The 25,079-nt window shown below is 72.8% G+C and carries 23 protein-coding genes; 7 read left to right on the top strand and 16 right to left on the bottom strand.

The genetic code is table 11. The features are described from left to right. Positions 1-538 precede the first annotated feature (538 nt). Entirely contained in the window at positions 539-1,924 is a 1,386-nt protein-coding gene (locus ACLJTM_RS28790; protein ID WP_411106676.1) for a transcriptional regulator, read from the bottom strand. Positions 1,925-2,146: 222 nt separating this feature from the next. Here ACLJTM_RS28790 and ACLJTM_RS28785 point away from each other — a divergent pair, with 222 nt between their 5' ends. The 3 genes from ACLJTM_RS28785 to ACLJTM_RS28775 all read left to right on the top strand — a co-directional run bounded on the left by ACLJTM_RS28785 (position 2,147) and on the right by ACLJTM_RS28775 (position 5,409). Next, positions 2,147-2,827, top strand: coding sequence for a bifunctional DNA primase/polymerase (locus tag ACLJTM_RS28785; RefSeq protein ID WP_411106675.1), 681 nt, complete (start codon positions 2,147-2,149; stop codon positions 2,825-2,827). A 111-nt stretch (positions 2,828-2,938) separates the two neighbouring features. Continuing rightward, on the top strand, positions 2,939-3,772 hold the full coding sequence (locus ACLJTM_RS28780) for an ABC transporter ATP-binding protein (protein WP_411106674.1): 834 nt from the start codon (positions 2,939-2,941) through the stop codon (positions 3,770-3,772). Further along, on the top strand, positions 3,769-5,409 hold the full coding sequence (locus tag ACLJTM_RS28775; RefSeq protein ID WP_411106673.1) for a transporter: 1,641 nt from the start codon (positions 3,769-3,771) through the stop codon (positions 5,407-5,409). Before ACLJTM_RS28780 ends, ACLJTM_RS28775 begins: the two co-directional genes overlap by 4 nt. 105 nt (positions 5,410-5,514) lie before the next feature. Here the strand turns inward: ACLJTM_RS28775 and hemB are convergent, their stop codons facing one another. After that, complete coding sequence (hemB, locus tag ACLJTM_RS28770) at positions 5,515-6,516, bottom strand: porphobilinogen synthase (protein ID WP_411106672.1); 1,002 nt, start codon at positions 6,514-6,516, stop codon at positions 5,515-5,517. Here hemB and ACLJTM_RS28765 point away from each other — a divergent pair. Further along, positions 6,515-7,150 carry a DUF397 domain-containing protein gene (locus ACLJTM_RS28765; protein ID WP_411106944.1) on the top strand — a complete coding sequence of 212 codons (636 nt, stop codon included), beginning with the start codon at positions 6,515-6,517 and terminating at the stop codon, positions 7,148-7,150. The two genes, hemB and ACLJTM_RS28765, sit on opposite strands and share 2 nt — an antisense overlap. Here ACLJTM_RS28765 and ACLJTM_RS28760 read toward each other — a convergent pair. From ACLJTM_RS28760 to ACLJTM_RS28735, 6 genes are all read right to left on the bottom strand, one after another. Further along, positions 7,128-8,468: a HEAT repeat domain-containing protein gene (locus ACLJTM_RS28760; RefSeq protein ID WP_411106671.1), complete on the bottom strand. Its 1,341-nt coding sequence runs from the start codon at positions 8,466-8,468 to the stop codon at positions 7,128-7,130. The genes ACLJTM_RS28765 and ACLJTM_RS28760 overlap by 23 nt on opposite strands. Before the next feature lie 149 nt (positions 8,469-8,617). Then, a complete protein-coding gene (locus ACLJTM_RS28755; protein WP_411106670.1) occupies positions 8,618-10,291 on the bottom strand; it encodes a uroporphyrinogen-III synthase in 1,674 nt (557 codons plus the stop codon). Then, positions 10,288-11,256, bottom strand: coding sequence for a hydroxymethylbilane synthase (gene hemC, locus ACLJTM_RS28750; protein ID WP_411106669.1), 969 nt, complete (start codon positions 11,254-11,256; stop codon positions 10,288-10,290). The genes ACLJTM_RS28755 and hemC overlap by 4 nt, the downstream gene beginning before the upstream one ends. Next, positions 11,253-12,983, bottom strand: coding sequence for a glutamyl-tRNA reductase (locus tag ACLJTM_RS28745; RefSeq protein WP_411106668.1), 1,731 nt, complete (start codon positions 12,981-12,983; stop codon positions 11,253-11,255). The genes hemC and ACLJTM_RS28745 overlap by 4 nt, the downstream gene beginning before the upstream one ends. Then, positions 12,980-13,789, bottom strand: coding sequence for a redox-sensing transcriptional repressor Rex (locus tag ACLJTM_RS28740; RefSeq protein ID WP_411106667.1), 810 nt, complete (start codon positions 13,787-13,789; stop codon positions 12,980-12,982). Before ACLJTM_RS28740 ends, ACLJTM_RS28745 begins: the two co-directional genes overlap by 4 nt. A gap of 274 nt (positions 13,790-14,063) precedes the next feature. Further along, positions 14,064-14,342, bottom strand: a complete 279-nt coding sequence (locus ACLJTM_RS28735) for a glutaredoxin family protein (protein ID WP_411106666.1) — start codon at positions 14,340-14,342, stop codon at positions 14,064-14,066. Between the two features lie 106 nt (positions 14,343-14,448). Between ACLJTM_RS28735 and ACLJTM_RS28730 the strand changes: the two genes are divergently transcribed. From ACLJTM_RS28730 to ACLJTM_RS28720, 3 genes are all read left to right on the top strand, one after another. Then, entirely contained in the window at positions 14,449-15,411 is a 963-nt protein-coding gene (locus tag ACLJTM_RS28730; protein ID WP_411106665.1) for an HAD family hydrolase, read from the top strand. Between the two features lie 361 nt (positions 15,412-15,772). Further along, complete coding sequence (locus tag ACLJTM_RS28725) at positions 15,773-16,576, top strand: ECF subfamily RNA polymerase sigma factor, BldN family (protein ID WP_411106664.1); 804 nt, start codon at positions 15,773-15,775, stop codon at positions 16,574-16,576. 232 nt (positions 16,577-16,808) lie between these two features. Continuing rightward, complete coding sequence (locus tag ACLJTM_RS28720; RefSeq protein ID WP_411106663.1) at positions 16,809-18,023, top strand: DUF5667 domain-containing protein; 1,215 nt, start codon at positions 16,809-16,811, stop codon at positions 18,021-18,023. Between the two features lie 121 nt (positions 18,024-18,144). Here ACLJTM_RS28720 and ACLJTM_RS28715 read toward each other — a convergent pair whose 3' ends face one another. From ACLJTM_RS28715 to ACLJTM_RS28680, 8 genes are all read right to left on the bottom strand, one after another. Then, positions 18,145-19,152 (bottom strand): lysophospholipid acyltransferase family protein, encoded by a 1,008-nt coding sequence (locus tag ACLJTM_RS28715; RefSeq protein WP_411106662.1) that lies wholly within the window; start codon positions 19,150-19,152, stop codon positions 18,145-18,147. Beyond that, the gene (locus tag ACLJTM_RS28710) at positions 19,152-20,255 is read right to left on the bottom strand and encodes an NAD-dependent epimerase/dehydratase family protein (RefSeq protein WP_411106661.1); all 1,104 of its coding nucleotides are present in this window, start codon (positions 20,253-20,255) and stop codon (positions 19,152-19,154) included. The genes ACLJTM_RS28715 and ACLJTM_RS28710 overlap by 1 nt, the downstream gene beginning before the upstream one ends. Positions 20,256-20,350: 95 nt before the next feature. Then, entirely contained in the window at positions 20,351-20,449 is a 99-nt protein-coding gene (locus ACLJTM_RS28705) for a 30S ribosomal protein bS22 (RefSeq protein ID WP_003948845.1), read from the bottom strand. Positions 20,450-20,579: 130 nt separating this feature from the next. Beyond that, positions 20,580-20,789, bottom strand: coding sequence for a helix-turn-helix domain-containing protein (locus tag ACLJTM_RS28700; protein ID WP_031145511.1), 210 nt, complete (start codon positions 20,787-20,789; stop codon positions 20,580-20,582). 114 nt (positions 20,790-20,903) lie between these two features. After that, the gene (locus ACLJTM_RS28695; RefSeq protein WP_411106660.1) at positions 20,904-21,734 is read right to left on the bottom strand and encodes a phosphatase; all 831 of its coding nucleotides are present in this window, start codon (positions 21,732-21,734) and stop codon (positions 20,904-20,906) included. Positions 21,735-21,812: 78 nt separating this feature from the next. Beyond that, positions 21,813-22,982, bottom strand: a complete 1,170-nt coding sequence (locus ACLJTM_RS28690) for an acetoin utilization protein AcuC (protein ID WP_411106659.1) — start codon at positions 22,980-22,982, stop codon at positions 21,813-21,815. Beyond that, positions 22,933-24,156, bottom strand: a complete 1,224-nt coding sequence (locus ACLJTM_RS28685) for an MFS transporter (RefSeq protein ID WP_411106658.1) — start codon at positions 24,154-24,156, stop codon at positions 22,933-22,935. Before ACLJTM_RS28685 ends, ACLJTM_RS28690 begins: the two co-directional genes overlap by 50 nt. 43 nt (positions 24,157-24,199) lie before the next feature. Beyond that, positions 24,200-24,853, bottom strand: coding sequence for an HAD family hydrolase (locus tag ACLJTM_RS28680; protein ID WP_411106657.1), 654 nt, complete (start codon positions 24,851-24,853; stop codon positions 24,200-24,202). Between the last annotated feature and the right edge of the window lie 226 nt (positions 24,854-25,079).

Raw genomic sequence — 25,079 nt, 5'->3', positions numbered from 1 at the left:
CGCCGGAACGGGCGGTATGTACTGCGTCGCCGCCTCACCATGCCCCGGAGCCGCCGGAACCGGCGGAATGTACTGCGTCGCCGCCTCACCATGCCCCGGAGCCGCCGGAACGGGCGGGATGTACTGGGTGACGGCCTCCGGCAGCGGCGGGTACCCGTAGCCGTGCGGCTGCCCGGGGCCCTCGTACCCGGGCCCCACCACATGCCCGGGCCCCTGCCCGGGCGCAGGCGCGGGCCCGGGCGCAGGCTGGGTCTGCGGGTAGCCGTACGCGGGCCCGCCCTGCGCCGGGTACCCGTACGCGGGCGCCTGCCCCTGCTGTCCCGGCTGCTGCCCGCCCGGGTGGCCGGACTCCGGCTCCGGCTGTCCCGGGTAGGCCGGGTCCGGACCCCACGACGCACCCGACTGGGGGGCACCCCCCTGTCCGCTCTCCGTCACCGGGACTCCCTCTCCGACCTGTCCGAACCTACGGAACCGTCGGGTAACGCTACCCGGTCACCCGCCTCCCCCGTCAGCCCCGCCCCCGATTCCGTCCGCGGTCTCACGCGGCCGCCCGCGCCTCCAGCCGCGCCCCGAACTCCCTGACCGCCGCCTCCTCGCGGTACGGCTCCAGCCGCACCCGGAAGTCCGCCAGGTACTCCGCACCGCGGTTCGAGCGGAGCCCCTCCAGCAGATCGGCCGCCTGCGCCGCCGTCCGGCAGGCCTGTTCCACCTCCCGCTGCTGGACCTGCGCCGCCGCGAGCAGCAGCATCCCGATCGCCCGGCGCCGCGCCTTCTCCTCCGGCAGACCCCGCAGGGCCTCCTCCGCACGCCGCGCCGCCTCCTGCGCCTGCCCCAGGTCCCGGTGGCAGTGCGCCAGTTCGTCCGCGAGGTACGCCTCGTCGAAGTGCCGGATCCACACCGGGTCGTCCCCCGACTCCGGCTCCGCCCGCTCCAGCGCCGTCAGCGCCCGCGAGGACAGCACCGCCGTGGCCCGGGCGTCGCCGAGCAGCGCGTGGCCCCGCGCCTCGGCGGCGTAGAACATCGCCTCCACCCGCGGGGTCACCTGCCCCCGGGTGCCCTCCTGCGCGGCCCGCGCCAACTGCGCGATCTCCCGCGGATTGCCCAGCTCCGCGGCGAGGTGGCTCATCGACGCCGCGAGCACGTAGCCCCCGTACGCCCGGTCCCCGGCCGCCTGCGCCAGCCGCAGCGCCTGGATGTAGTACCGCTGCGCCAGTCCCGGCTGGCCGGTGTCCACGGCCATGTACCCGGCGAGTTCGGTCAGCCGGGCCACCGCCCCGAACAGTGCCCGGCCCACCGGTTCCCGGTAGGAACCGCCGATCAGCCCGGACACCACGGAGTTGAGGTAGTGCACGACCACGGGCCGCACGTGCCCGCTGCCGAAGCGGTGGTCGAGTCCGGTCAGGGCCTGGGTGGTCGCCCGTACCGCTTCCACGTCGGACATGCCGACCCGGGAGCCGCCGCTGCGGGCCACCTGCACGTCCGCGCCGGTGATCAGCCAGTCGCGGCTCGGCTCGACCAGGGCCGAGGCGGCCACGCTGGAACCGGCCAGGAAGTCGCGGCGGCCCACGTCGCTGCGCCACAGCTCGCAGACCTGCTCGATCGCGCCGACGACGGTCGGGGAGAACTGCAGGCCGACCCCGGAGGCGAGGTTCTTGCCGTTGGCCATGCCGATCTCGTCGATGGTGACGGTGCGGCCGAGTTTGCGCCCGAGCGCCTCGGCGATGATCCCGGGCGCCCGTCCGCGCGGCTGCTGGCCGCGCAGCCAACGGGCCACGGAGGTCTTGTCGTAGCGGAGGTCGAGGCCGTGCTCGGCCCCGCACATGTTGACCCGCCGGGCTAGCCCGGCGTTGGAGCACCCGGCTTCCTGGATGAGCGCCTGCAGCCGTTCGTTCGGCTGGCGGGCGACGAGAGGCCTGGCTGCCATGAAAACCCCCTGCTGACCGCGGGTGATCCGTTGGAATGATCACTTCCCGCCTGATGTGCGGAGAATCTTCCGCTCTGCGTCTTGTCGGTACCCAACGACCGCGCCCCGGCCTCCCACGCGCCCCCGTCCATGCACCGATGCGCCCCGCATGCAGGATCGATGCTCCGCCCACCGGCCGGTTTACGCCCGTAACCCCCGGTGACCCCGGGAGTTGTGATGGGCGTGGAAGAGACCATCGCAGTCACGGAGACCGCACCCGTCCCCCAGCAGCGCGGCGAGCAGCTGCTGGACCATGCCGTGCGGTACGCGGAAGAACGGCACTGGGACGTCTTCGCCGGCACCTGGCTGGAGGTGGCCGAAGGGCGCGAGCTGTGCTCCTGCGGGGCGGCGGACTGCCCGGCGCCGGGCGCGCACCCGGCGGTGAAGGACTGGGCCGCCCACGCGACCGGCAGCGCCGTGCAGGTCCGGCGGGTGTGGGCGAAGCACCCGCAGGCCTCGATCCTGATGCCCACCGGCCGGACCTTCGACGCGCTGGACGTACCCGACTCCGCGGGCTTCCTGGCCCTGGCGCGGCTGGAGAGGATGCAGCGCACGCTCGGCCCGGTGGCCCTCACCCCCGACCACCGGATGCTGTTCTTCGTCCTGCCGGGCGCCGGGGCGAAGGTCCCCGACCTGGTCCGCAAGCTCGGCTGGTCGCCCGCCTCCCTCGACCTGGCCGCGCGCGGCGAGGGCGAGTACGTGGCCGCCCCGCCCACCCGCTTCGGCGGCCGGGGTTCGGTGCAGTGGGCGCGGCGCCCCACGCCGGCGAACCGGTGGCTGCCGGACACCGAGGAGCTGATCGACGCCCTCGCGTACGCCTGCGGCCGGGAGGCGGCGGCGGCCCGCGCCCGCACCGGGGCCTGACCGTGAGGTTCGTGCCCGGAAGTTCATGACATACGTAACGGCCCGGCCCTTCCCCGTCCTCCTATGGTGAGGAGAGAACGACCAACGGGGACGTGAACGGGAGGCGGGCGCATGCCGGACCAGGGCGATGCGACGGGTGGGGCACAGGATGCGGGTGGTGCGCGATCCGCGCCGGCCGCCGTGCGGGTGGAAGGCCTGTGGAAGCGCTTCGGGGAGCAGGTCGCCGTCGCCGGCGTCGATCTCGAACTGCCCGCGGGCCGGTTCATCGGCCTGGTGGGGCCGAACGGCGCGGGCAAGACGACGACCCTGTCGATGGTGACGGGCCTGCTGCGCCCGGACATGGGGCGGATCACGGTCGCCGGCCATGACGTGTGGGCGGACCCGGTCGCGGTCAAGTCCCGGATCGGCGTACTGCCGGAGGGCCTGCGGCTCTTCGAGCGGCTCTCGGGCCGCGAACTCCTCGGCTACATGGGCCGCCTGCGGGGCCTGTCCGGTGAGGAGACCGACAAGCGGGCCGCGCAGCTGCTCCAGGTCCTCGACCTGGCGGGCTCGCAGCACAAGCTGGTCGTGGACTACTCGACGGGCATGCGGAAGAAGATCGGTCTGGCCGCCGCCCTCCTGCACAACCCCGAAGTCCTCTTCCTGGACGAGCCGTTCGAGGGGGTCGACCCGGTGTCGGCGCAGACCATCCGCGGAGTGCTGGAACGCTACACCGCGTCCGGCGCCACCGTCGTCTTCTCCTCCCACGTGATGGAACTCGTCGAGTCGCTGTGCGACTGGGTGGCCGTGATGGCCGCCGGGCGGATCCGCGCCGCGGGCCCGCTGGCCGACGTACGGGGCAGCGCGCCCTCCCTGCAGGCCGCCTTCCTCGAACTGGTCGGCGCGCACGGGCGCGACACCGCCGGGGACTCCCTGGAGTGGCTGGGCGGGGCGGCGCAGTCATGACCACCACCGCCGACGCCACCGCCACGGCCGCCGCACCGCACCGCACGGCTGCGGTGGCGCTCACCCCGGTCTTCGTCCGGCTGAAGCTGTCGCTGCTGCGCAACGGCCTCAAGGGCTCCTCGAAGCGCAAGGCCGCCTACGTCACGTCGCTGGCCTTCGCCCTCGTCGTGGGCTTCCTCGTGACGCTCGGCCTGGCCCTGCTGCACGGCCGGGCACACGCCGGCACGGTCGTCGTGGTCCTGGCCGCGATCCTGGCCCTCGGCTGGGCCTTCATGCCGCTGTTCTTCCCCACCGGCGACGAGACGCTCGACCCGAGCCGCCTGGTGATGCTGCCGCTGCGGCCGCGGCCACTGGTCCGGGCCCTGCTCGTCTCCTCGCTCGTCGGCATCGGCCCGCTGTTCACGCTGTGCCTCGCCGTGGGCTCGGTGATCGCGGTCGCGCGCAACGCCGCGGGCGTGGTGGCGGGAATCCTGTCGGTCCCGCTGCTCCTGCTGGTCTGCGTGGCCCTGGCCCGGGCCGTGGCCACCGCCAACGTACGGCTGCTGACCAGCCGCAAGGGCCGCGACCTCGCCCTGCTGAGCGGCCTGCTGATCGCGGTGGGCGCGCAGGTGGCCAACTTCGCGAGTCAGCGCCTGTTCGAGACGGGCGGGTTGGCCCGGCTCGAACCGGTGGAGGAGGTCCTGCGGTGGCTGCCGCCCGCGACCGCCGTCGGCATGGTGGACTCGGCGAGCGAGGGCGCCTACGCCCGGGCCGCGGCGCAGCTGCTGCTGACCCTCGCCGCGCTGGCCGGGCTCCTGTGGTTCTGGGAGCGCGGCCTGACCCGGCTGATGGTCACCCCGGACGGCTCGACCCTCACCGCGGCCGAGCCCGCGAAGGGCCGCGGCGCGGGCGGCTTCTGGGCGCTGCTGCCCGGCGGCCGGACGGGGGCGGCCATGCAGCGCACCCTGCGCTACGCGGTCCGCGACCCGAAGACCAAGGCTTCGTGGGTGTCCGCGCTGGCGATCGGCATGATCGTGCCGGTCTTCAACGCCCTCCAGGGCACCGGCTCCGTCTACCTGGCCTGTTTCGGCGCGGGCATGCTCGGCATCCAGATGTACAACCAGTTCGGGCAGGACACCTCGGCGTTCTGGATGGTCGCGCAGACCCTGTCGACCCCGCGCGACGCGTACGTGGAACTGCGCGCCCGGGCCTGTGCGCTGGCCCTGGTCACGGTCCCGTACACGGTCCTCGTCGCGACCGTCACGGCCGCGCTCGTCGGCGACTGGCGGGGCTTCCCCGCCGCGCTGGGCCTGTCCCTGGCCCTGCTGGGATCGATGCTGTGCACGGGCGCGGTCGCCTCGGCCCGCTTCCCGTACTCGATCCCGACGGACGGCGCCTTCAAGAACGTGGCCCCCGGCCAGGCCGGGCTGGCCTGGATCAGCATCTTCGGCGGCATGCTGGCCTCGGCGCTGTTGTGCGCGCCGGTCATCGCGCTGACCGTGTGGCTCGGCCTCGCGGACCACCAGGACGCCTACTGGCTGCTCGTCCCGCTGGGCGTGGGCTGGGGCCTGCTCGCCTCGTGGGCGGGCCTGCGGCTGGCCGCGCCGACGGTGGTGCGCAGGCTGCCGGAGATCCTCGCGGCGGTCAGCAAGGGCTGAGGGCACCTCGGGCTCAGGAAACAGGGCGCGCGGGCGGGGCCGGGGGGAACCCGGCCCCGCCCGCGCGCCCGGATCCGTCCCGGCGCGTACGCCGCGGCGGAGGCCTCAGCGGGCTTCGCGCAGCCAGCCCGCCGCTTCGGTCGCCCAGTAGGTGAGGATGGTGTCGGCGCCGGCCCGCTTGATGCCCAGCAGGGTCTCCAGCACGGCCCGTTCCCGCTCGATCCAGCCCTTCTCGGCGGCCGCCTCGACCATCGCGTACTCGCCGCTGATCTGGTAGGCGGCCACCGGCACGTCCACGGACTGCGCGACCCGGTACAGGATGTCGAGGTAGGGGCCGGCGGGCTTGACCATGACCATGTCGGCGCCCTCCTCCAGGTCCAGGGCCAGCTCCCGCAGGGACTCGCGGGAGTTCGCCGGGTCCTGCTGGTAGGTCTTGCGGTCGCCCTGGAGGGAGGAGCCGACGGCCTCGCGGAAGGGGCCGTAGAAGGCCGAGGTGTACTTGGCCGTGTAGGCGAGGACGGCGACGTCCTCGTGCCCGGTCTCGTCCAGCGCATCGCGGATCACGCCGACCTGGCCGTCCATCATGCCGCTCGGCCCCACCACGTGGACGCCCGCGTCGGCCTGGACCTGCGCCATCTCCGCGTACCGCTCCAGCGTGGCGTCGTTGTCGACCCGGCCGTGCTCGTCGAGGACCCCGCAGTGCCCGTGGTCGGTGTACTCGTCCAGGCACAGGTCCGACATGATCACCAGGTCGTCCCCGACCTCGGCCTTCACGTCGCGGATCGCGAGCTGGAGGATTCCGTCGGGCTCGGTGCCCGCCGTGCCCAGCGCGTCCTTGTTCTCGTCGGCCGGAACCCCGAAGAGCATGATCCCGGAGACCCCCGCCGCCACCGCCTCGGCGGCGGCTTTGCGCAGCGTGTCCCGGGTGTGCTGGACCACGCCCGGCATGGCGGCCACCGGCACGGGCTCGCTGATGCCTTCCCGTACGAACGCCGGGAGGATCAGGTCCGAGGGGTGCAGCCGGTTCTCGGCGACCATCCGCCGCATCGCCGGGGTGGTGCGCAGCCGCCGGGGCCGCGAGCCGGGGAAGGATCCGTAGGTGCTCATGTTCCAGTCGCCTCTTCGAGCATCGACAGCAGTCGCGTCCAGCCTAAAGCCCACCCCACGGCTCGCCCGCGCCGACCGTCCCGGGCACCCCGACGTCGAACTCGCACCACGCCACCTTTCCCGGCAGACCGCTCACCGGATGAAGCGGCAGGAGATCCTGCACCGAGCCGTCCCGCCCACCCTCAGCTTCGTCATCTGGGAGGCGGCTCTGCAAGACCGCATCGGCGGCGACGAGGTCTACCGGGAGCAGGTCCGGCACCTGCGCACCTGCGCCGAGCGCCCGGCCATCTCGATCCAGGTGCTGCCCCTCGGGCTCACCGCCCACGCGGGCCTCAACGGTGCCTTCATCGTGCTTGAGACACCCGAGTTCCAGCACCTCGCCTACTCCGAAACCCAGCGCGGCAGCTTCCTCGTCAGGGACAGGTCTGTTGGACCGGTTGCCAGGAGAGACATGAGCACCCCACTGAAGTGGTTCAAGTCCAGCTACAGCGGCGATGAAGGCGGCGCCTGCGTCGAGGTCGCCGCCTGCCCTGCCGAGCAGGTGCACGTTCGCGACTCCAAGGTCGCCGACGGGCCCGTCCTCACCCTCGCCCCCGCCGCCTGGAACGGCCTCACCCGCTGGGTTCGTTCCTGAGCTTCCAGCGCCACAGGCCGTCCACCCGGCTGTCGCACTCGCGCTCGGTGCGGCCCAGCGGGCCGACCCGGGCGTACGCGTCCGGTGTGCGCGGGTCGTCGCGCAGGGCCAGGCCGTAGGCGGCGCTGAGCCGGACGTCCTGGTCGTCGGCGCCTAGGAGGCGCGCCAGTGCCTCGGTGATCTGCGGTGAACGGTCCGCGCCCCGGGCGGTGGCGTAGGCGGCCTGGGACGCCACCTGCGGGTCGGCGTCTTCGAGCAGGGCCAGGAGCAGCGGCCGGTCCTCGGCCGACAAGGCCTCGCCGCCCAGTGCCTCGGCGGCAGCCGCCCGGACGCCGGCGTCGGGGTCGTGGCACAGGTCCCGTACCGCTTCGGCCGTCCGCGGGGTCAGGGGCCGGGCGAACAGGTTCGGCACCTCGCGGCGTACGCGCGCGTCAGCGTGCCCGGCGTGGCGCAGCCCGAGGGCCTCGGCTCCGGGGAAGCCCTCGTCGGACAGGGCCCGCAGCAGGCGGGCCAGGACGACGCCGTCGTCCTCCACCTCCACCCAGGTACCCAGCAGCGTCAGACGTTCGCGTGCGTACCAGCGGGCGTGCTGCGTGAGCCCCTCCGTCAGGGTCTGCAGGCTGAGCACGTCGGCGACGAAGAGGCGGGGCAGCGGGTCGGGGTGCCGGTGGAAGGCCACCACCTCCGCCCAGGTCTCGGCGCTGCGCCGCTCCGTCAGGATCCACTCGGACGCCCACCAGTCGGCGTGCTCCGGGTCCCCGTGCCGAACCGCGCGGGCCACCAGTTCCCCAGGCTGGGTCATGATCCGGAAGGCCCATTCCAGGCCGGTCAGGATCCCGCCGTGGCCGTCGCGGACGCGCCGGCCGCCCAGGGTGAACTCGGTGAGGGTGCGGTACTCGCCCTCCGGGACGGGCCGCGTGCGCACCGGGCCCGGGTCGCCCGTCAGGTAGCGGAGCCGGGCCTGCGGGCCCTCCTCGTACCAGGCGCGGGCCGCCGTCAGCAGTTCCTCGCGCCGCTCCGGGGCGAGCCGCAGCCGTGGCTCGCTGCCGAGGGTGGCCTCGAACACCGCCGGGGAGCCGCCCCCGATCGCCCGCAGCAGCGGGGTCGTCCCGTCGGGAAGCCGCCGGTCCGGGTCGGCCCCGGCCTCGACCAAGGCTTCGACCACGGCCGCGTCGCAGGCCGCCACCGCCGCGCACAGCACCGGCAGGCCGTCCTCCGCGGCCGCATAGGGGGCCGCGCCCGCTGCGAGGAGGCCGCGTACCCGCTCGGCGTCGCCCGCCCGTACCGCCGCCGCGAGTGCGGCGTCCCGCTCCGTCATCCGCTCCCCGTCTCCCCGTCCCGTCCGGCGATGATCCTTTCCGGGCAGGGGTTCGCCGCACAACGGGATTACGGACAGAGGGGCCCGGGTGCGTGTGCACCCGGGCCCCTCGACCGCTCCACCGGACCGCGTCCGGCCTGCTAAGCCGCTCACGTCGTACGACGCCGCCGCGCCCCCGGCCGCCGCTCGCTCGGCCGGAACACCGTTTCGCCGGCCTCCTTGGCGGCCTCGCGGCGGGCCGCGCCGTACTCGGCCAGCGCCTCCGCCAGCTTCGACACCGAGGGCTCCGGCGACAGCACGTCCACGCGCAGCCCGTGCTCCTCCGCCGTCTTGGCCGTCGCCGGTCCGATGCAGGCGATGACGGTCACGTTGTGCGGCTTCCCGGCGATGCCCACCAGGTTCCGCACGGTGCTCGACGAGGTGAACATGACGGCGTCGAAGCCGCCGCCCTTGATCGCCTCACGGGTGTCCGCCGGCGGCGGCGACGCCCGCACGGTCCGGTAGGCCGTGACGTCGTCGACCTCCCACCCGAGCTCGATCAGCCCGGCGACCAGCGTCTCCGTCGCGATGTCGGCCCGCGGCAGGAACACCCGGTCGATCGGGTCGAAGACCGGGTCGTACGGCGGCCAGTCCTCCAGCAGCCCGGCCGCGGACTGCTCCCCGCTCGGCACCAGGTCCGGCTTCACACCGAACTCCACGAGCGAGGCGGCGGTCTGCTCGCCGACGGCGGCGACCTTGATGCCCGCGAAGGCCCGCGCGTCGAGCCCGTACTCCTCGAACTTCTCGCGGACGGCCTTCACGGCGTTGACCGAGGTGAAGGCGATCCACTCGTAGCGGCCGGTGACCAGGCCCTTCACGGCCCGCTCCATCTGCTGCGGGGTGCGCGGCGGCTCCACAGCGATGGTCGGCACCTCGTGCGGCACCGCACCGTAGGAACGCAGCTGGTCGGAGAGCGAGGCAGCCTGCTCCTTGGTGCGCGGTACGAGCACCCTCCAGCCGAACAGCGGCTTCGACTCGAACCAGGCCAGGTCCTCGCGCCGCGCGGCGGCGCTGTGCTCGCCGACCACGGCTATCACCGGGCGGGCGCCCTCGGGCGAGGGCAGCACCTTGCCCTGCTTGAAGACCTGGGCGATCGTGCCCAGCGTCGCGGACCAGGTGCGCTGGCGCGTGGTCGTGCCGGCGACCGTGACGGTCAGCGGGGTGTCGGGCTTGCGCCCGGCGGCCACCAGTTCGGCGGCGGCACTCGACACGGTCTCCAGCGTCGCGGAGACGACGAGCATCCCGTCGCTCGCCCCCGCCTCGCTCCAGCAGCGCGCCGAGGCGCCCCGCGCGTCCACGAAGCGCACGCCGTTGTCGTCGCCCCGCTTGTCGCGCAGCGGCACCCCGGCGTACGCGGGCACGCCCACGGCGGTCGGGATGCCCGGGACCACCTCGAAGGGGATGCCCTCCGCGGCGCAGACGAGCATCTCCTCGGCCGTGTTCCCGTCGAGCCCGGGGTCGCCGGTGACGGCACGGACGACCCGCCTGCCGGACCGTGCGGCCTCCATGACAAGATTGGCGGCGTCCCGGATCACCGGGACACCGGCGGCTGCTGACGCTTCGTCAGCGACCGTCAGCTGCGGCGTGTCGACGCCTGCGCGCGCATGCGTGCGCACGACGTCGAGCACTTCGGGCTCCGCGATCAGCACGTCCGCTGCCGCGAGCGCCTCCACGGCGCGCAGCGTCAGCAGACCCGGGTCGCCGGGGCCGGCACCGAGGAAGGTGACGTGTCCGTGGGCGGTGACGCCCGGAAAAGCGGAGGTGGTCGGACGTGTGGGGTTCAAAGCGATCGCTCCCCCATCAGACCGGCCGCGCCCTTGGCCAGCATCTCGTCCGCGAGTTCGCGGCCGAGCGCCATGGCCTCGTCGTACGACTGGGGCACGGGACCGGTGGTGGACAGCTGCACCAGCGTCGAGCCGTCGAGCGTGCCGACGACGCCGCGCAGGCGCATTTCATTGACGATCTGACCGTCGGCCAAGAGGTCGGCGAACGCACCCACAGGTGCGCTGCAACCGGCCTCCAGAGCGGCGAGCAGGGAGCGCTCGGCAGTCACGGCGGCCCGGGTGTAGGGGTCGTCGAGTTCGCCGAGCGCGGCGATCAGGTCCGCGTCGGACGCCAGGCACTCCACGGCCAGGGCGCCCTGGCCGGGAGCGGGCAGCACGCTGTCGACCGGCAGCAGCTCGGTCGCCTCCGCACTGCGCCCGATGCGGTTGAGCCCGGCCGCGGCCAGGACCACCGCGTCGAGCACGCCGTCCCGTACGAAGCCGATGCGGGTGTCCACGTTGCCGCGGATCGCGACCGTCTCGACCCGCTTGCCGAGGGACAGCGCCAGGTGGTTGAGCTGCGCCATGCGGCGCGGCGAACCGGTGCCGATGCGGGCGCCGTCGGGCAGCTGCTCGAAGGTCAGGCCGTCCCGCGCGACGAGCGCGTCCCGGGGGTCCTCGCGCTGCGGCATGGCCGCGACCACGAGGTCCCCGGGCTGGGCGGTCGGCAGGTCCTTCAGCGAGTGCACGGCGAAATCCACCTCGCCGCGCAGCAGCGCCTCGCGCAGGGCGGTGACGAACACGCCGGTCCCGCCGATCTGGGCGAGGTTCTCCCGCGAGACGTCCCCGTACGTCGTGATCTCCACGAGTTCGACCGGGCGGCCGGTGACCGCCCGGACCGCGTCGGCGACATGGCCTGACTGGGACATGGCCAGCTTGCTGCGCCGCGTGCCGAGCCGGAGGGGCTGGTCGAGACGTGGATTCATGATGCCCGTCCTGAGTCGTCGTTCTTGTCGGCCGCGTCGGCCCGGCTGACGGAGGCCACCGTCAGGGGGTCGAGATCGAAGAGTTCGCGCAGTGCGTCCGCGTACCCGGCGCCGCCGGGTTCGCTCGCGAGCTGCTTGACGCGCACGGTCGGCGCGTGGAGGAGCTTGTCGACGACGCGGCGCACGGTCTGGGTGACCTCGGCCCGCTGCCGCTCGTCGAGATCGGGGACCCGTCCGTCGAGGCGGGCCACTTCCATGGCCACGACCTCGGCGGCCATCGCCCGCAGGGCGACGACGGTGGGCGTGATGTGCGCGGCCCGCTGGGCCGCACCGAAGGCGGCCACCTCCCCGGCGACTATGGCGCGCACGGCGTCGACGTCGGCCGCCATCGGTGCGTCGGCGGACGCCTCCGCGAGCGACTCGATGTCCACGAGCCGCACCCCGGGGATGCGGTGCACGGCCGCGTCGATGTCCCGGGGCATGGCCAGGTCCAGCAGCGCCAGGCGGACCGCGCTGCCGTCGCCGTGGGCGCGGGCGCTGCGCCGGGGCTGGCGGTGCGCGGCGGCCTCGCCCTGGTCGGCCCAGGTGCCGTGCAGCTCCAGCGAGTCGGCGTCGACCCCGGTCAGCGCGGCGCGGCCGTCGCCGGCGGGTGCGTCGGGGCCGACGGGGCAGGCGTCCGCCCCGGACACCGCCGTCAGGGTCCGCACGGCTCCGGCGTCGGGGATCCGCCCGCCGTCCTTGGCCGCGGCCGCCAGCCGGGCCACGACGGCGGCGTCCAGCCCCGCCCCGGGGGCCCGCCCGGCAGCAGCCGGGGGTGCCTGCGGCGCGGGGTCCGGGGCGACGTCCCGGCCGGCGCCCTGCACCGCAGCGGCGGCGTCCTCGGGCGAGGGCAGGGCGACCGCGGCAGCCACGTCGTCGGCGGTCAGGACCAGCCCGGTCGCGCCCGTACAGGACACCACCACGTCGACTCGTGTCAGCTCGTGCGCGACCTCGGACATGGCGACGGCCGAAGCCTTCACCCCGGTGCCCGAGGCAACCAGAATTTCAGCGAGACGCGCGGCGCGCTCCGCGGTCCGGTTGGCCACCACGATCTCGGCCACCCCGACCCGCGCCAGCGTGGCCGCGGCCAGCGAGGACATCGAGCCGGCGCCGATGACCAGCGCCCGCTTGCCCGCGGCCCATTCCGGCACCGGCAGCCGCCCGCCGCCGAGCTGCTCCAGCCCGAAGGTGACCAGCGACTGGCCCGCCCGGTCGATCCCGGTCTCCGAGTGCGCCCGCTTGCCGACGCGCAGCGCCTGCTGGAACAGGTCGTTGATCAGCCGGCCCGCGGTGTGGAGTTCCTGGCCGAGCGCCAGGGCGTCCTTGATCTGGCCGAGGATCTGGCCCTCGCCGACCACCATCGAGTCCAGGCCGCACGCCACCGAGAACAGGTGGTGCACCGCCCGGTCCTCGTAGTGCACGTACAGGTAGGGGGTGAGCTCTTCCAGCGCGACACCGCTGTGCTGCGCCAGCAGGGTCGACAGCTCGGCGACACCGGCGTGGAACTTGTCCACGTCGGCGTACAGCTCGATCCGGTTGCAGGTGGCGAGCACCGCCGCCTCCGCCGCCGGTTCGGCGGCGAGGGTGTCGTGCAGCAGCTTCGCCTTGGCGTCCGCGGAGAGCGAGGCGCGCTCCAGGACGCTGACGGGTGCACTGCGGTGGCTCAGTCCCACGACGAGCAGACTCATGCCGGCATCACCGCCGGCACGTCTCCCTCGGGACCGCCCTTGCGCGCCTCGGCGGCGGCCCGCCCGGCGGGCGGGACCACGGCCGCGGCGGGCGCGGCGCCGCCCATGGAGGAACCGCCGGCGGCCGCGGCAGCGGCGGCTTCCTCGCCGGCCTTGCGCTGCTCGTGGAAGGCGAGGATCTGCAGCTCGATGGAGAGGTCGACCTTGCGCACGTCGACGCCGTCCGGCACGGAGAGCACCGTCGGCGCGAAGTTGAGGATGGAGGTGACCCCGGCGGCGATCAGCCGCTCGCTGACCTGCTGTGCGGCGCCGGCCGGGGTGGCGATGACGCCGATCGAGACACCGTTCTCCTCGATGATCTTCTCGAGTTCGTCGGTGTGCTGCACGGGCATCCCGGCGACCGGCTTGCCGGCCATCGCGGGGTCGGCGTCGATCAGCGCGGCGACGCGGAAACCGCGCGAGGCGAAGCCGCCGTAGTTGGCGAGCGCGGCGCCGAGGTTGCCGATGCCGACGATGACGACCGGCCAGTCCTGGGTCAGGCCGAGTTCGCGGGAGATCTGGTAGACGAGGTACTCGACGTCGTAGCCGACGCCCCGGGTGCCGTAGGAGCCCAGGTAGGAGAAGTCCTTGCGCAGCTTCGCGGAGTTGACTCCGGCGGCGGCCGCGAGCTCCTCGGAGGACACCGTCGGCACCGATCGCTCGGAGAGCGCGGTGAGGGCGCGCAGGTACAGCGGAAGCCGGGCGACAGTGGCCTCGGGAATACCTCGGCTGCGGGTCGCCGGTCGGTGAGTTCGGCCAGTTGCCACGATGCTCCTGCGGGATGAGCGGGGCTGCAGGCGGCCACTTGTCCCAGGACCGCCCCGTCGACAGCAGGCTATGCCTTTGTGAACGCGTGCACAAAGATTGTGTCCGTTTTGTCCGCGCAAAGTGACCGGGGTCACGCAACTCCGGCGCCGATCGCCGGAACCGACGACCCGCCGAACCCGTTCAAATCCCGAAGGGGGCAAAACCGTACACACTCCTCACAGAAACGCCCCCGAGGCCCCGCAAATCACCCACGACGGTCATCGCGGCCCCGGGTCAGCCCTGCACGGCCCGTCGCAGCCGGTCCGGGTCCACCCGCCAGAAGGTGTGCTGCTCGCCGTCGACCAGCACCACCGGAATCTGCTCCCAGTGCGCCCGGTAGAGCTCCTCGTCCTGTGAGATGTCCTTCTTCTCCCACTGCGCACCGGTCTCGGCGCAGACCGCCTCCACCACGGCCTGGGCGTCGTCGCACAGATGGCAGCCCGGCTTCCCGATCAGCGTCACCAGCCGCTCTTCGGGGCGCTTCTTTTCCTTGCGGCGCAACAGAGGAGTCATGGCCCCATTCTCGCGCGCCCGAGCGTCACGGCCGTGCCGTGCAGAGTTCACGCCCCCGCATCCCATCGGTTCGGGAACTCCCGAACACAGTGGCTATGCTCGCGTCATGGCCGCTCTGGGATGGCTCACCCCCCGTAGGCGCTCCGCCACCGCGCGCAGCGTTCTGGCAGGCGAGGCCTCGGCCGAGGCCGCCCGCAAGACCGCGCTGGCCGAGTCGCCACCCCTCACCGGGACGGCGCAGGCAGCGGAACCGGAAGCACCCGAGGCACCGGCCGAGCCCGCATTCCCCGTCGCCGGCGACGACCTCGCCGCCGCGTTCTTCGACCTCGACAACACCGTCATGCAGGGCGCCGCGATCTTCCACTTCGGCCGCGGCCTGTACAAGCGCGCGTTCTTCCAGCGCCGCGAGCTCGCCCGCTTCGCCTGGCAGCAGGCCTGGTTCCGGCTCGCCGGGGTCGAGGACCCCGAGCACATGCAGGACGCCCGCGACAGCGCCCTGTCCATCGTCAAGGGCCACAAGGTCTGCGAGCTGATGGACATCGGCGAGGAGATCTACGACGAGTACATGGCCGAGCGGATCTGGCCCGGCACCCGCGCCCTGGCCCAGGCCCACCTGGACGCCGGGCAGAAGGTGTGGCTGGTGACGGCCGCCCCCGTGGAGACCGCCACGATCATCGCCCGCCGGCTGGGCCTGACCGGGGCGCTCGGCACCGTCGCGGAGTCCGTGGACGGGATCTACACCGGCCGCCTGGTCGGCGAGCCGCTGCACGGCCCCGCCAAGGCCGAGGCGGTCCGCGCGCTGGCCGCCGCGGAAGGTCTCGACCTCACCCGCTGCGCCGCCTACAGCGATTCGCACAACGACATCCCGATGCTGTCCCTGGTCGGACATCCGTACGCGATCAATCCCGACACAAAACTGCGCAAGCATGCCCGTACCAACGACTGGCGGCTGCGCGACTATCGGACCGGCCGCAAGGCCGTGAAGGTCGGCGTCCCGGCCGCCGCCGGCGTCGGCGCGATCGCGGGCGGCGCGGCCGCCGCCGTCGCCCTGCACCGCCGCCGCAAGTAGCCCCGGCAGGCCCCGTACGGCCCGGAACGGGCCACCCGGGCCCGCCCGGCCGGGGGCCAAGCATTCCCACAGCCATACCCGCCCTCCCGGCGCGGCACTCCGGCCTGCCCGACCCGGTCGCGGCCCTCGGTGGAAGCTTCCATTCCGTGCACCCAAGTGATCACGAACCGATCACCAACTGCGACCGAATATGCCCTCGACACGAAACAGAAGTGTCGGAACCGGTGATTTGAGCAACTGGGTGTAGCGCTGCCTGTACGAAGCGTTATTCTCCTCAAACGCATGCCACCGGTCATCTGTCGCCACGACGGGTGAACGGTCCCGCACTGCACGTGATGGAAGCTCTGCCTCTGGGAGTCCCGTGTACCCACCTGTCGGGGTTGACGCCTCGGGCCTGGCTACGCTGCGCGCAACGGTCCTCGACCACCTGCGTGGCTTCGTCCCCACCGCGTACGCCGTCCCCGCTTTCGCCGCCGCGGTGCCTGCCGGCCTCGGCCCGGCCGGTCCCTGCTATGCCCTGACCGACGGCGGCGCGACGGTGGGCAGACGCGGCCGCTCGGGCGCGGCCGCCGGCACGAGCACGCAGACCACCCCCCGCCGCCCCACGGCCGACAGCGACCAGGCCCGCATGATGGACCTGGTCGAACGCGCCCAGGCCGGCGAGGCGGACGCCTTCGGCCGGCTCTACGACCAGTACAGCGACACGGTCTACCGCTACATCTACTACCGCGTCGGCGGCAAGGCGACCGCGGAGGACCTCACCAGTGAGACCTTCCTGCGGGCGCTGCGCCGCATCTCCACCTTCACCTGGCAGGGCCGCGACTTCGGCGCCTGGCTGGTGACGATCGCCCGCAACCTGGTGGCGGACCACTTCAAGTCCAGCCGCTTCCGGCTGGAGGTCACCACCGGCGAGATGCTCGACGCCAACGAGGTCGAGCGCAGTCCCGAGGACTCCGTCCTGGAGTCCCTCTCCAACGCGGCCCTGCTGGAGGCCGTGCGCAAGCTCAACCCGCAGCAGCAGGAATGCGTGACCCTGCGCTTCCTGCAGGGCCTCTCGGTCGCCGAGACGGCCAGGGTGATGGGGAAGAACGAGGGCGCCATCAAGACGCTCCAGTACCGGGCGGTCCGCACGCTGGCCCGCCTCCTCCCCGAAGACGCCCGCTGACCCCTCCGACACGACAACACAACCTCACACTCGGTGACCCCTCGATGACGCTGTGGTCCGATCATCCTTCGTCCGTAACCCAAGTGCCGCGACGCTCGTTGTGCGGAATGCAGGCTCCCTGTGGACAAGCCCTGCCCCAAGCCGCTCACCCGAACGGGTGGATGTGCTCAAGGAGGGCAACCTTCCGGACACCCTGGGGAGTCGATCGTCATGACGAGAGGAGGTGCCGCCAGTGATCGCGAACGTGACTCCGCACCGGCGGGCGAACGCCTTCGCCCAGGCCCTGGAGGATCGGACCCCGTCCGATCTTCCGGAACCGGACCCGGCGGCCGAGCAGTCCGAGGCACCTGCCGAACCTGCCGACCACGACCGGCTGTTGGCCTTGGCGAGCGCACTCGGCGAAATGCCGCGCCCGGTACTGGACGCAGACGTCAAAGTGGTGCAGCGAGCCCAGCTCGTTGCAGCCATGGAAGCCATGGTGCTGGAGGAGAGGTCCGGGGGCGGTGCCGCCTCGGACCCTCTGGTGCCCGAACAGCGGACCGGCCGCGGCGCCCACCGGGCGACCTCGCTCCGGAAATTGCGGCCCCGCTCCCGCTGGTCCAAGGGCATCGCAGCGGGCGGCCTCACCGTGGGTGTGGCCGCAGGGGCCTTCAGCGGAGTGGCCGCTGCCAGTTCGGACGCCCTGCCCGGTGACCACCTCTACCCCGTGAAGCGGGGCATGGAGGACCTGAAGCTCGGGTTCGCCGAGGACGATTCGGACCGGGGCGAGCTCTTCCTCGACCAGGCCTCGAACCGCCTCTCGGAAGCCCGCCGGCTGATGGAGCGCGGCCGCACGGGCGTACTGGACCACGAGTCCCTGGGCGAGATCCGCCGCGCACTGGCGGGCATGCGGCACGACGCCTCGGAGGGCCACCGGCTCCTCCAGGCGGCGTACGAACGGGACGGCTCGCTCGGCCCGATCCAGACGCTGTCGTCGTTCGCCCAGTCCCACCGCGACGCATGGGGCAGGCTCCGGGAGAAGCTCCCGGCGCAGCTCACCGACGTGAGCGGGGAAGTCGAATCGGTCTTCCAGGCCATAGACCATGACGTGGCGCCGCTCCAGGGTCTGCTTCCCAAGCCCCCGGAACAGACCCGCGGCTCGGGGTCGGGCACCCCGGCGGCCCCGGCCAAGCCCAGCACCCCCGGCGGCAAGCAGCACTCCGCGCCGGCCTCGGGTTCGGGCACCCCGTCGGGCACCAGCAGCGCCCCGTCCCCCTCGGGCAGCACCACGCCCCCGGCGTCCGGTGGCCTCCTGGGCGGTACGGGCGACCTGCTGAACCCGCCCGCGGGGCAGTCGGCCCCGCCGCCCTCGGTGACCCCGGACCCGCCCAAGCCGGAGATCACCCTCCCGCCCCTGCTCCCCGGCCTGCTTCCGGGCCTGGGTCTGAAGGCGGAGGACACCGAGTAGCACATACGGAAGCGCCGGCCGGGCAGAACGCCCCGCCGGCGCTTTCGTACGCCCGCTTCCATACGCCCGCTTTCGTACGCCCGCATCCGTACGCCCCGCGAGGACGGTCAGAAGAGGACGGTCAGAAGAAGACGGAGCGCCGCTGCACCAGCAACTTGTAGAGGGTGTGCTGGATCTGCTCCCGCACCTGGTCCGTCAGGTTGAACATCAGCATGGGGTCCTCGGCCGCCTCCGCCGCGTACCCCGCGGTGGAGATCGGCTCCCCGAACTGGATCGTCCACTTCGTCGGCAGCGGCAGCACCCCGAGCGGGCCCAGCCACGGGAACGTCGGAGTGATCGGGAAGTACGGGATCCCCAGCAGCCGGGCCAGCGTCTTCGCATTGCCGACCATGGGGTAGATCTCCTCCGCACCCACGATGGAGCACGGCACGATCGGCGTGCCCGCCTTCAGCGCCGTCGACACGAAACCGCCCCGCCCGAAGCGCTGCAGCTTGTACCGGTCACCGAACGGCTTCCCTATCCCCTTGAAGCCCTCCGGCATCACACCGACCAGCTCCCCGGCCTCCAGCAGCCGCTGCGCGTCCTCCGCGCACGCCAGGGTGTGGCCGGCCTTGCGCGCCAGCTCGTTCACCACCGGCAGCATGAACACCAGGTCCGCCGCCAGCAGCCGCAGGTGCCGCTGCGCCGGGTGGTGGTCGTGGACGGCCACCTGGAGCATCAGGCCGTCCAGCGGCAGGGTCCCCGAGTGGTTCGCCACGATCAGGGCGCCACCCTCCTTGGGGATGTTCTCGATGCCCTTGACCTCGACCCGGAAGTACTTCTCGAACAGCGGCCGCATCAGGGACATCAGGACCTGGTCCGTCAGCTCCTTGTCGTAGCCGAAGTCGTCGACCTCGTACTCCCCGGTGACCCGGCGCCGCAGGAAGGCCAGACCGCCGGCGATCCGCCGGTCCCAGCCGCCGCCGTCGGCGCCCGCGCCTGCCGTGCCCGCCGCAGCAGCTTCCGCGGCCGGCTCGGCCGGCTCGGCCGGAGCCACCGGGTCGGGCGCCGGTGCGGGCCGCACCCGGCGCCCCGCGGGCCGCCTGCGCGGCCGGTCCTCGTCGAAGGGAATGACCTTGGCGTCCGCCACTAGCGCTTCGCTCCTTCCACCGCGTCCACGTCCGGATCCACCCCGTCCCCCCTGTCCAGCCCGCCCGCCCCGGCCGCCTTCAGCACCGCGGCCAGCCGCTCCACGGCCCGCCCCGCCCGCTCCGGCGGCAGCAGTCCCCTGCCCCGGCTCCGCGCGAAGTCGGCGAAGGTCTCCGCGGTCGTGTACATCGGCTCGAACCCGAGCACCTCGCGCATCTGCGAGGTCTCCACGACCCGGCCGTGCGTCAGAAGCCTTATCTGCTCCGGCGAGAAGTCGGTGACCCCGATCGTCCGCAGCGCCGATCCCGCCCACGTCACCGCGGGCAGCAGCAGCGGCAGCGTCGGCCGCCCCAACCGCCGCGAGCACTGCGACAGCAGCAGGACGCCGTCCCCCGCGATGTTGAAGGTCCCGCTGTTCAGCGTCCCGCGCCGCGGCTCCTGGGCCGCCAGCCGCAGCACGTCCAGCACATCGTCCTCGTGCACGAACTGCAGCCGCGGATCGTACCCCAGCACGGTCGGCAGGACGGGGATGGAGAAGTACTCGGCGAGCGCCGAATCGGCGTAGGGACCCAGGATGTTCGCGAACCGCAGCACGCACACCGCCACGTCCGGCCGCCTGCGCGCAAAGCCCCGTACGTACCCCTCGACCTCGGCGGCGTCCTTGGCGAAACCGCCCGCGGGCAGGGACTTGGGCTCCGTGTTCTCCGTGAAGACGGCCGGATCCCGGGAGGTGCCCCCGTACACGCTGGTACTGGACTTCACCACGAGCCGCCGTATCGTCGGCGACTTCTGGCACGCCCCGAGGAGCTGCATCGTCCCGATGACGTTCGTTTCCTTCACCGTGCTGTGCGCACCGCCGGTGCCCGCACCGCCCCCGGTGACCGCCAGATGGACCACCGTGTCCACGGCGTGCTCGGCCAGCACGCGGGCGATGGACGACTGCCGGATGTCCGTACGGACGAACTCCGCCGACCCCAGCCGGTGCGGCGGCGTCACCGCGTCGACCGCGATCACCCGCTCCACGTCGGGATCACGCTGGATCCGGCGCACGAAGCGCCCTCCCAGCTGCCGGGCGGCCCCGGTGACGAGCACGACCTTCCCCACGAGCTCAGCGCCTCCCTAGAAGAAGTCCCCAGGCTGCACCGCAGCCCCTCCACCAGGATGGTGAAGGGGCTGCGGAGAACACGTACAGCTGCCGTTTACTTCTTGTTACGGCGCTGGACGCGGGTGCGCTTGAGCAGCTTGCGGTGCTTCTTCTTAGCCATCCGCTTGCGCCGCTTCTTGATAACAGAGCCCACGACTACCCTCGCTCACTTCTCTTCACTGGTGCGGGGCGTCTGGGCCCACACGACCTACGTCGGCCTAGCCTACCCGCCCAAGCTCTGAGCTTGTAATCCGAGCCCTTTCAGGGTGCCCCGGGCTTCAGTCTCAGGCCGTCTCCACCCCCACATAGGACTCTCGGAGGTACTCGTGGACCGCCTGCTCGGGCACCCGGAAGGACCGGCCCACCCGGATCGCGGGCAGATGACCGCTGTGCACCAGGCGGTACACGGTCATCTTCGACACTCGCATCACCGAGGCGACCTCCGCCACGGTAAGGAACACGACCTCGTTGAGAGGCCTCTCGCCTGCAGCCATGACACACCTTGACCTTCCGCGCATGACGGGCACCGGCTTCCCCTCCGGTTACTCCTCGTCGTCGCACGCTCACTCCCCAGAGTAGGGGCGCGTGATACGAGTGGGGAAGAGGAGCTACAGCCACTCCTGGCCGGCCGACAGACTGGCCCGATTGAGTACATAGCGTGTGAGCGGTCTGTAGAAGGCCGCACGTACCGCGTCATCCAGCGGGACGGTCACCGAGACCAGACCCTCGGCCTCCGCGACGAACAGCGCAGGATCGTCGGTGTCCGCCAGCCCGATCGTCTCCACACCCAGCTGACCTGCGCCGCAGACCCACCCGTGGTCCCCCACCACCAGCTCCGGCAGCGGCCCCCCGGCCTCCGCCAGAGCCCCCAGCGCGACCCGCACCGGCAGCGGCGAATGGGTGTGCACGCCGGTGGCACTCCCGGGCCGCCGCACGCCGGGTTCACGCACCAGTGCGACCCCCCGTACGTAATCGATGGTGTGCGTGCGTACGCCGAACCGGGTCACGATGTCGACAGCGGCCCCCCGTGCCGGGGTGAGGACAACACATCCCGCCGCCGACAGCGCACCCGCCAAGCAGGCGTAGAACCCCAGGAGCCGATGCGGGTGCCCCGTCCCGAACAGCACCGGCGAGCGCGCCCCGGCCGCCGCGCGCAACCGCCGGGCGAAGGCGTCCAGCGCGGCCACCGTCCGTTCCGGATCGATCTCGTCCGGGCCGCTGACGTGCGCCGGATCCGCCGACACCCCGCACTTGCGCGCCATCAGCCCCAGCAGATCACCTTCGCCCCAGTTCCGCTCGGGTTCCAGCCCCAGCAGCACCCGCGGGTCCCGCGCCGCGAACAGGCGGTAGCTGCGCAGGCTCTCCTCCCGGGAGGTGGCGACGGGCCCGGCCAACCGGGCGGCCAGCAGATGCGCACGCAGCGCGCCGGTGCTCAACACCCTCCGATGCTCCCCCACCCCACCTGGCGGATCATCAGTTCACGCCGACCGCCCCACAGTTGGCGTAACACCCCGCCGTCAGGTCAGCATTCCGCGCAACGGGAAGACGGCCCGCCGGGTCGCCAGAACGGCCTGATCCGTACGGTCCGCAGGGTCGTAGCCGGCGTCCCAATCCCGCCATGACGGCGTCCGCCCGTCCGTCATCCGGGCCGGCGCCACCTGCCGGGTCCGTGCATACGCCTCCTGCCGCCACGAGGCCGGGACCGCCGACTCCGGGTCCACCGGCCGGTGCGCCGCGATCCCCACCAGGTGGGTCCACGACCGCGGCACGACGTCGACGACCGCGTACCCGCCGCCGCCCAGCGCCAGCCACCGCCCGTCCGCATGCGCATGCGCCAGCTCGTGGCAGGCCTCCTGCACGGCCCGCTGGGCGTCCAGGGAGACCGCCAGGTGGGCCAGCGGGTCCTCGAAGTGCGTGTCGGCCCCGTGCTGGGTCACCAGGACCTGGGGCCGGAAGTCCGCCAGCAGCTCGGGCACCGTCGCATGGAAGGCCCGCAGCCACCCCTCGTCGCCGGTACCCGCCGGCAGCGCGATGTTGACCGCCGATCCCTCCGCCGCCGGGCCGCCCGTCTCCTCGGGCCAGCCGGTCTGCGGGAACAGCGTCCGGGGATGCTCGTGCACGGACACCGTCAGCACCCGCGGATCGTCCCAGAACGCCGCCTGCACCCCGTCCCCGTGGTGCACGTCCACGTCCACGTACGCGACCCGCTCCGCGCCGAGCTCCAGCAACCGCGCGATGGCGAGGGCCGCGTCGTTGTACACGCAAAACCCGGCGGCCGAGCCCGGCATGGCGTGGTGCAGCCCGCCGGCGAAGTTCACCGCGTGCTCGGCCTCCCCGCGCCACAGCGCCTCCGCACCGGCCACGGACTGCCCGGCGATCAGCGCCGACGCCTCGTGCATCCCGGGGAAGGCCGGGTCGTCGAGCGTCCCGAGCCCGTACGAACCGTCCGCCGCCCCCGGGTCGGCCGACACCTCGCGGACCGCGGCCACGTAGTCCTCCCGGTGGACGAGCCGCAGCGTCGAGTCACCGGCCGCTCGCGCCGCCCGCACCTCCACGGCCCGGTCCAGGCCGAAGGCCCGCACCAGCCCCATGGTCAGCGCCAGGCGCACCGGGTCCATCGGATGGCTCGGCCCGAAGTCATACCCCGTGACCGCCTCGTCCCACATCAACAGCCCGCGCCCGCTCATGCCCGACACCGTATCGGGCCTCCCCCGCACCGAACGAGCGGGCATGGAACAGCGTGACCAGCACCAGGACCATCGGTACGAGCATCGCCCCCCGGTAGCTCCAGGCGTCGCCGATCCCGCCGACGAGCGGCGACCCGATCAGGAACCCCACGTAGTTGAAGATGTTCAGCCGGGCTATCGCGGTGTCCGAAGCCCCCGGGAACAGCCGCCCGGCAGCGGCGAAGGTCTGGGGCACGATCACGCACAGCCCGATCCCCAGCAGCGTGAACCCGAGCATCCCCACCCACGGCCCGGGCGCTGCCGCCACCACCGCGAACCCCGCCGCGGCGACCACCGCCCCGCCGCGCACCACGGCCGCCGCCCCGAACCGGCGCACCCCCAGGTCCCCCACGGCCCGCCCGAGGAGGGTGGTCACCATGTAGACGTTGTAGGGCACGGTCGCCAGCTGCTCGGAACTCCCGAGCACGTCCTGGAGGTACTTGGCACTCCAGTTCGCCACCGTCGAGTCCCCGATGTACGCGCACGCCATCACCAGGCACAGCGGCAGCAGCAGCGAGAAGCCGCCGGGCCCGAGCCCCTTCGCCGCGTCGCCGGGTCCGCCGCCGCGGTCCATCCGGTCCACGTACGACCGGCTCCCGAACAGCGCCGACGGCAGCAGCACCGCCACCGCGGGCAGGTAGCTCACGAACAGGTCGAGGTGCCAGTGCGCCCCGGCCCAGGCCGCCGACGCCCCGACGATCCCGCCGAGGCTGTACGCAGCGTGGAAGCCCAGCATGATGCTGCGCCCGTACGCGTGCTGCAGACTCACCCCGAGCATGTTCATCGAGGCGTCCAGCGCACCCACGGCCAGCCCGAACGCCCCCAGCGCCACGGCCACGTGCCACATCCGGCTCCCGGCCCCGACCCCCAGCAGGGACAGCAGCACCAGCGGCTGCGCCCACCGCAGGACGACGCTGGGCGGTACCCGCTTCACCAGGTGCTCGGTGGCGACGCTGGACGCCCCTGCAAGCACGGGCACGGCCGCCAGGAAGGCGGGCAGCAGGCCGTCGGATATCCCGTACCGGTCCTGGATGGCCGGGATGCGGGTCACGAGCAGCGCGAAGGCGACTCCCTGTACGAAGAAACTGAGCCCCAGAGCGCCGCGCCCCCGGCGCAGCCGCACATCATCCGTCATGGCGGGTCAGCGTAGGCCCCGGGGCTACCCGTGGGTAGAGCGATCACACGGGCAGTTGCAGGAGCCCCGGCAGCTGCATCATGTCCCCGAAGTACCCGGTCGCTCCGGGGAGCCGCTCGGCGGGCAGCATCGCGGTGAACGCGTACACGTCCATGCCGGCGGCCGTGGCGGCCTGGATGCCGAGGGGGCTGTCCTCGATGACGACGCAGCGCGAGGGCTCCACCCCCATCTGCCGGGCGGCGTGCAGGAACAGGTCGGGAGCCGGCTTGCCCCGGCCCACGTCGTCCGCGCTGAAGATCCACTCCTCTTCGAACCATCCGTCGAGCCCGGCCGCCAGGTGGCCGACGCGGATCCGCTGATGGGTGCCGGAGGAGGCCAGGCAGTAGCCCACACCGCTCGCGGTGAGCGCACCGAGTACGTCCTCCACCCCGACGACCGGCTTGAGCTCCCGCTCGAACGCGGCGAAGGTCCGCGCGTGCAGGTTCTCGTCGAAGTCCGCCGGCAGCTTCTCCCCCGTCCGTTCGAGGACGAGGTCGTGCACCCGGTGCACGGCCGCCCCCATGTAGTCGCGGAGCGACTCCTCGTAGGAGGTCGCGTGCCCCAGCTCGCTCAGGTACCCGGCGAGGATGCTGTTGGCGAGTGGCTCACTGTCCACCAGTACGCCGTCGTTGTCGAAGATGACGAGGTCATAGCCCATACCCCCACACTACGAGCGCGCACCGGCCTGACCGCCGCGACGCCCCCGATGAGACGATCAACAGACTCAGGCGGCGGAGTACCGGCGCCGCCGGCCGTTCGTATCCGGTCGGGAACGCAGAAAAGCCCCGCACCGTGCCCGTGAAGGGCTGGTGCGGGGCTTTCCCACAATGATTGTTCGGCGGCGTCCTACTCTCCCACAGGGTCCCCCCTGCAGTACCATCGGC

Source organism: Streptomyces sp. cmx-4-9 (assembly GCF_046548835.1).
Classification (GTDB): domain Bacteria; phylum Actinomycetota; class Actinomycetes; order Streptomycetales; family Streptomycetaceae; genus Streptomyces.
This window is presented reverse-complemented; position numbering and strand designations above follow the sequence as displayed.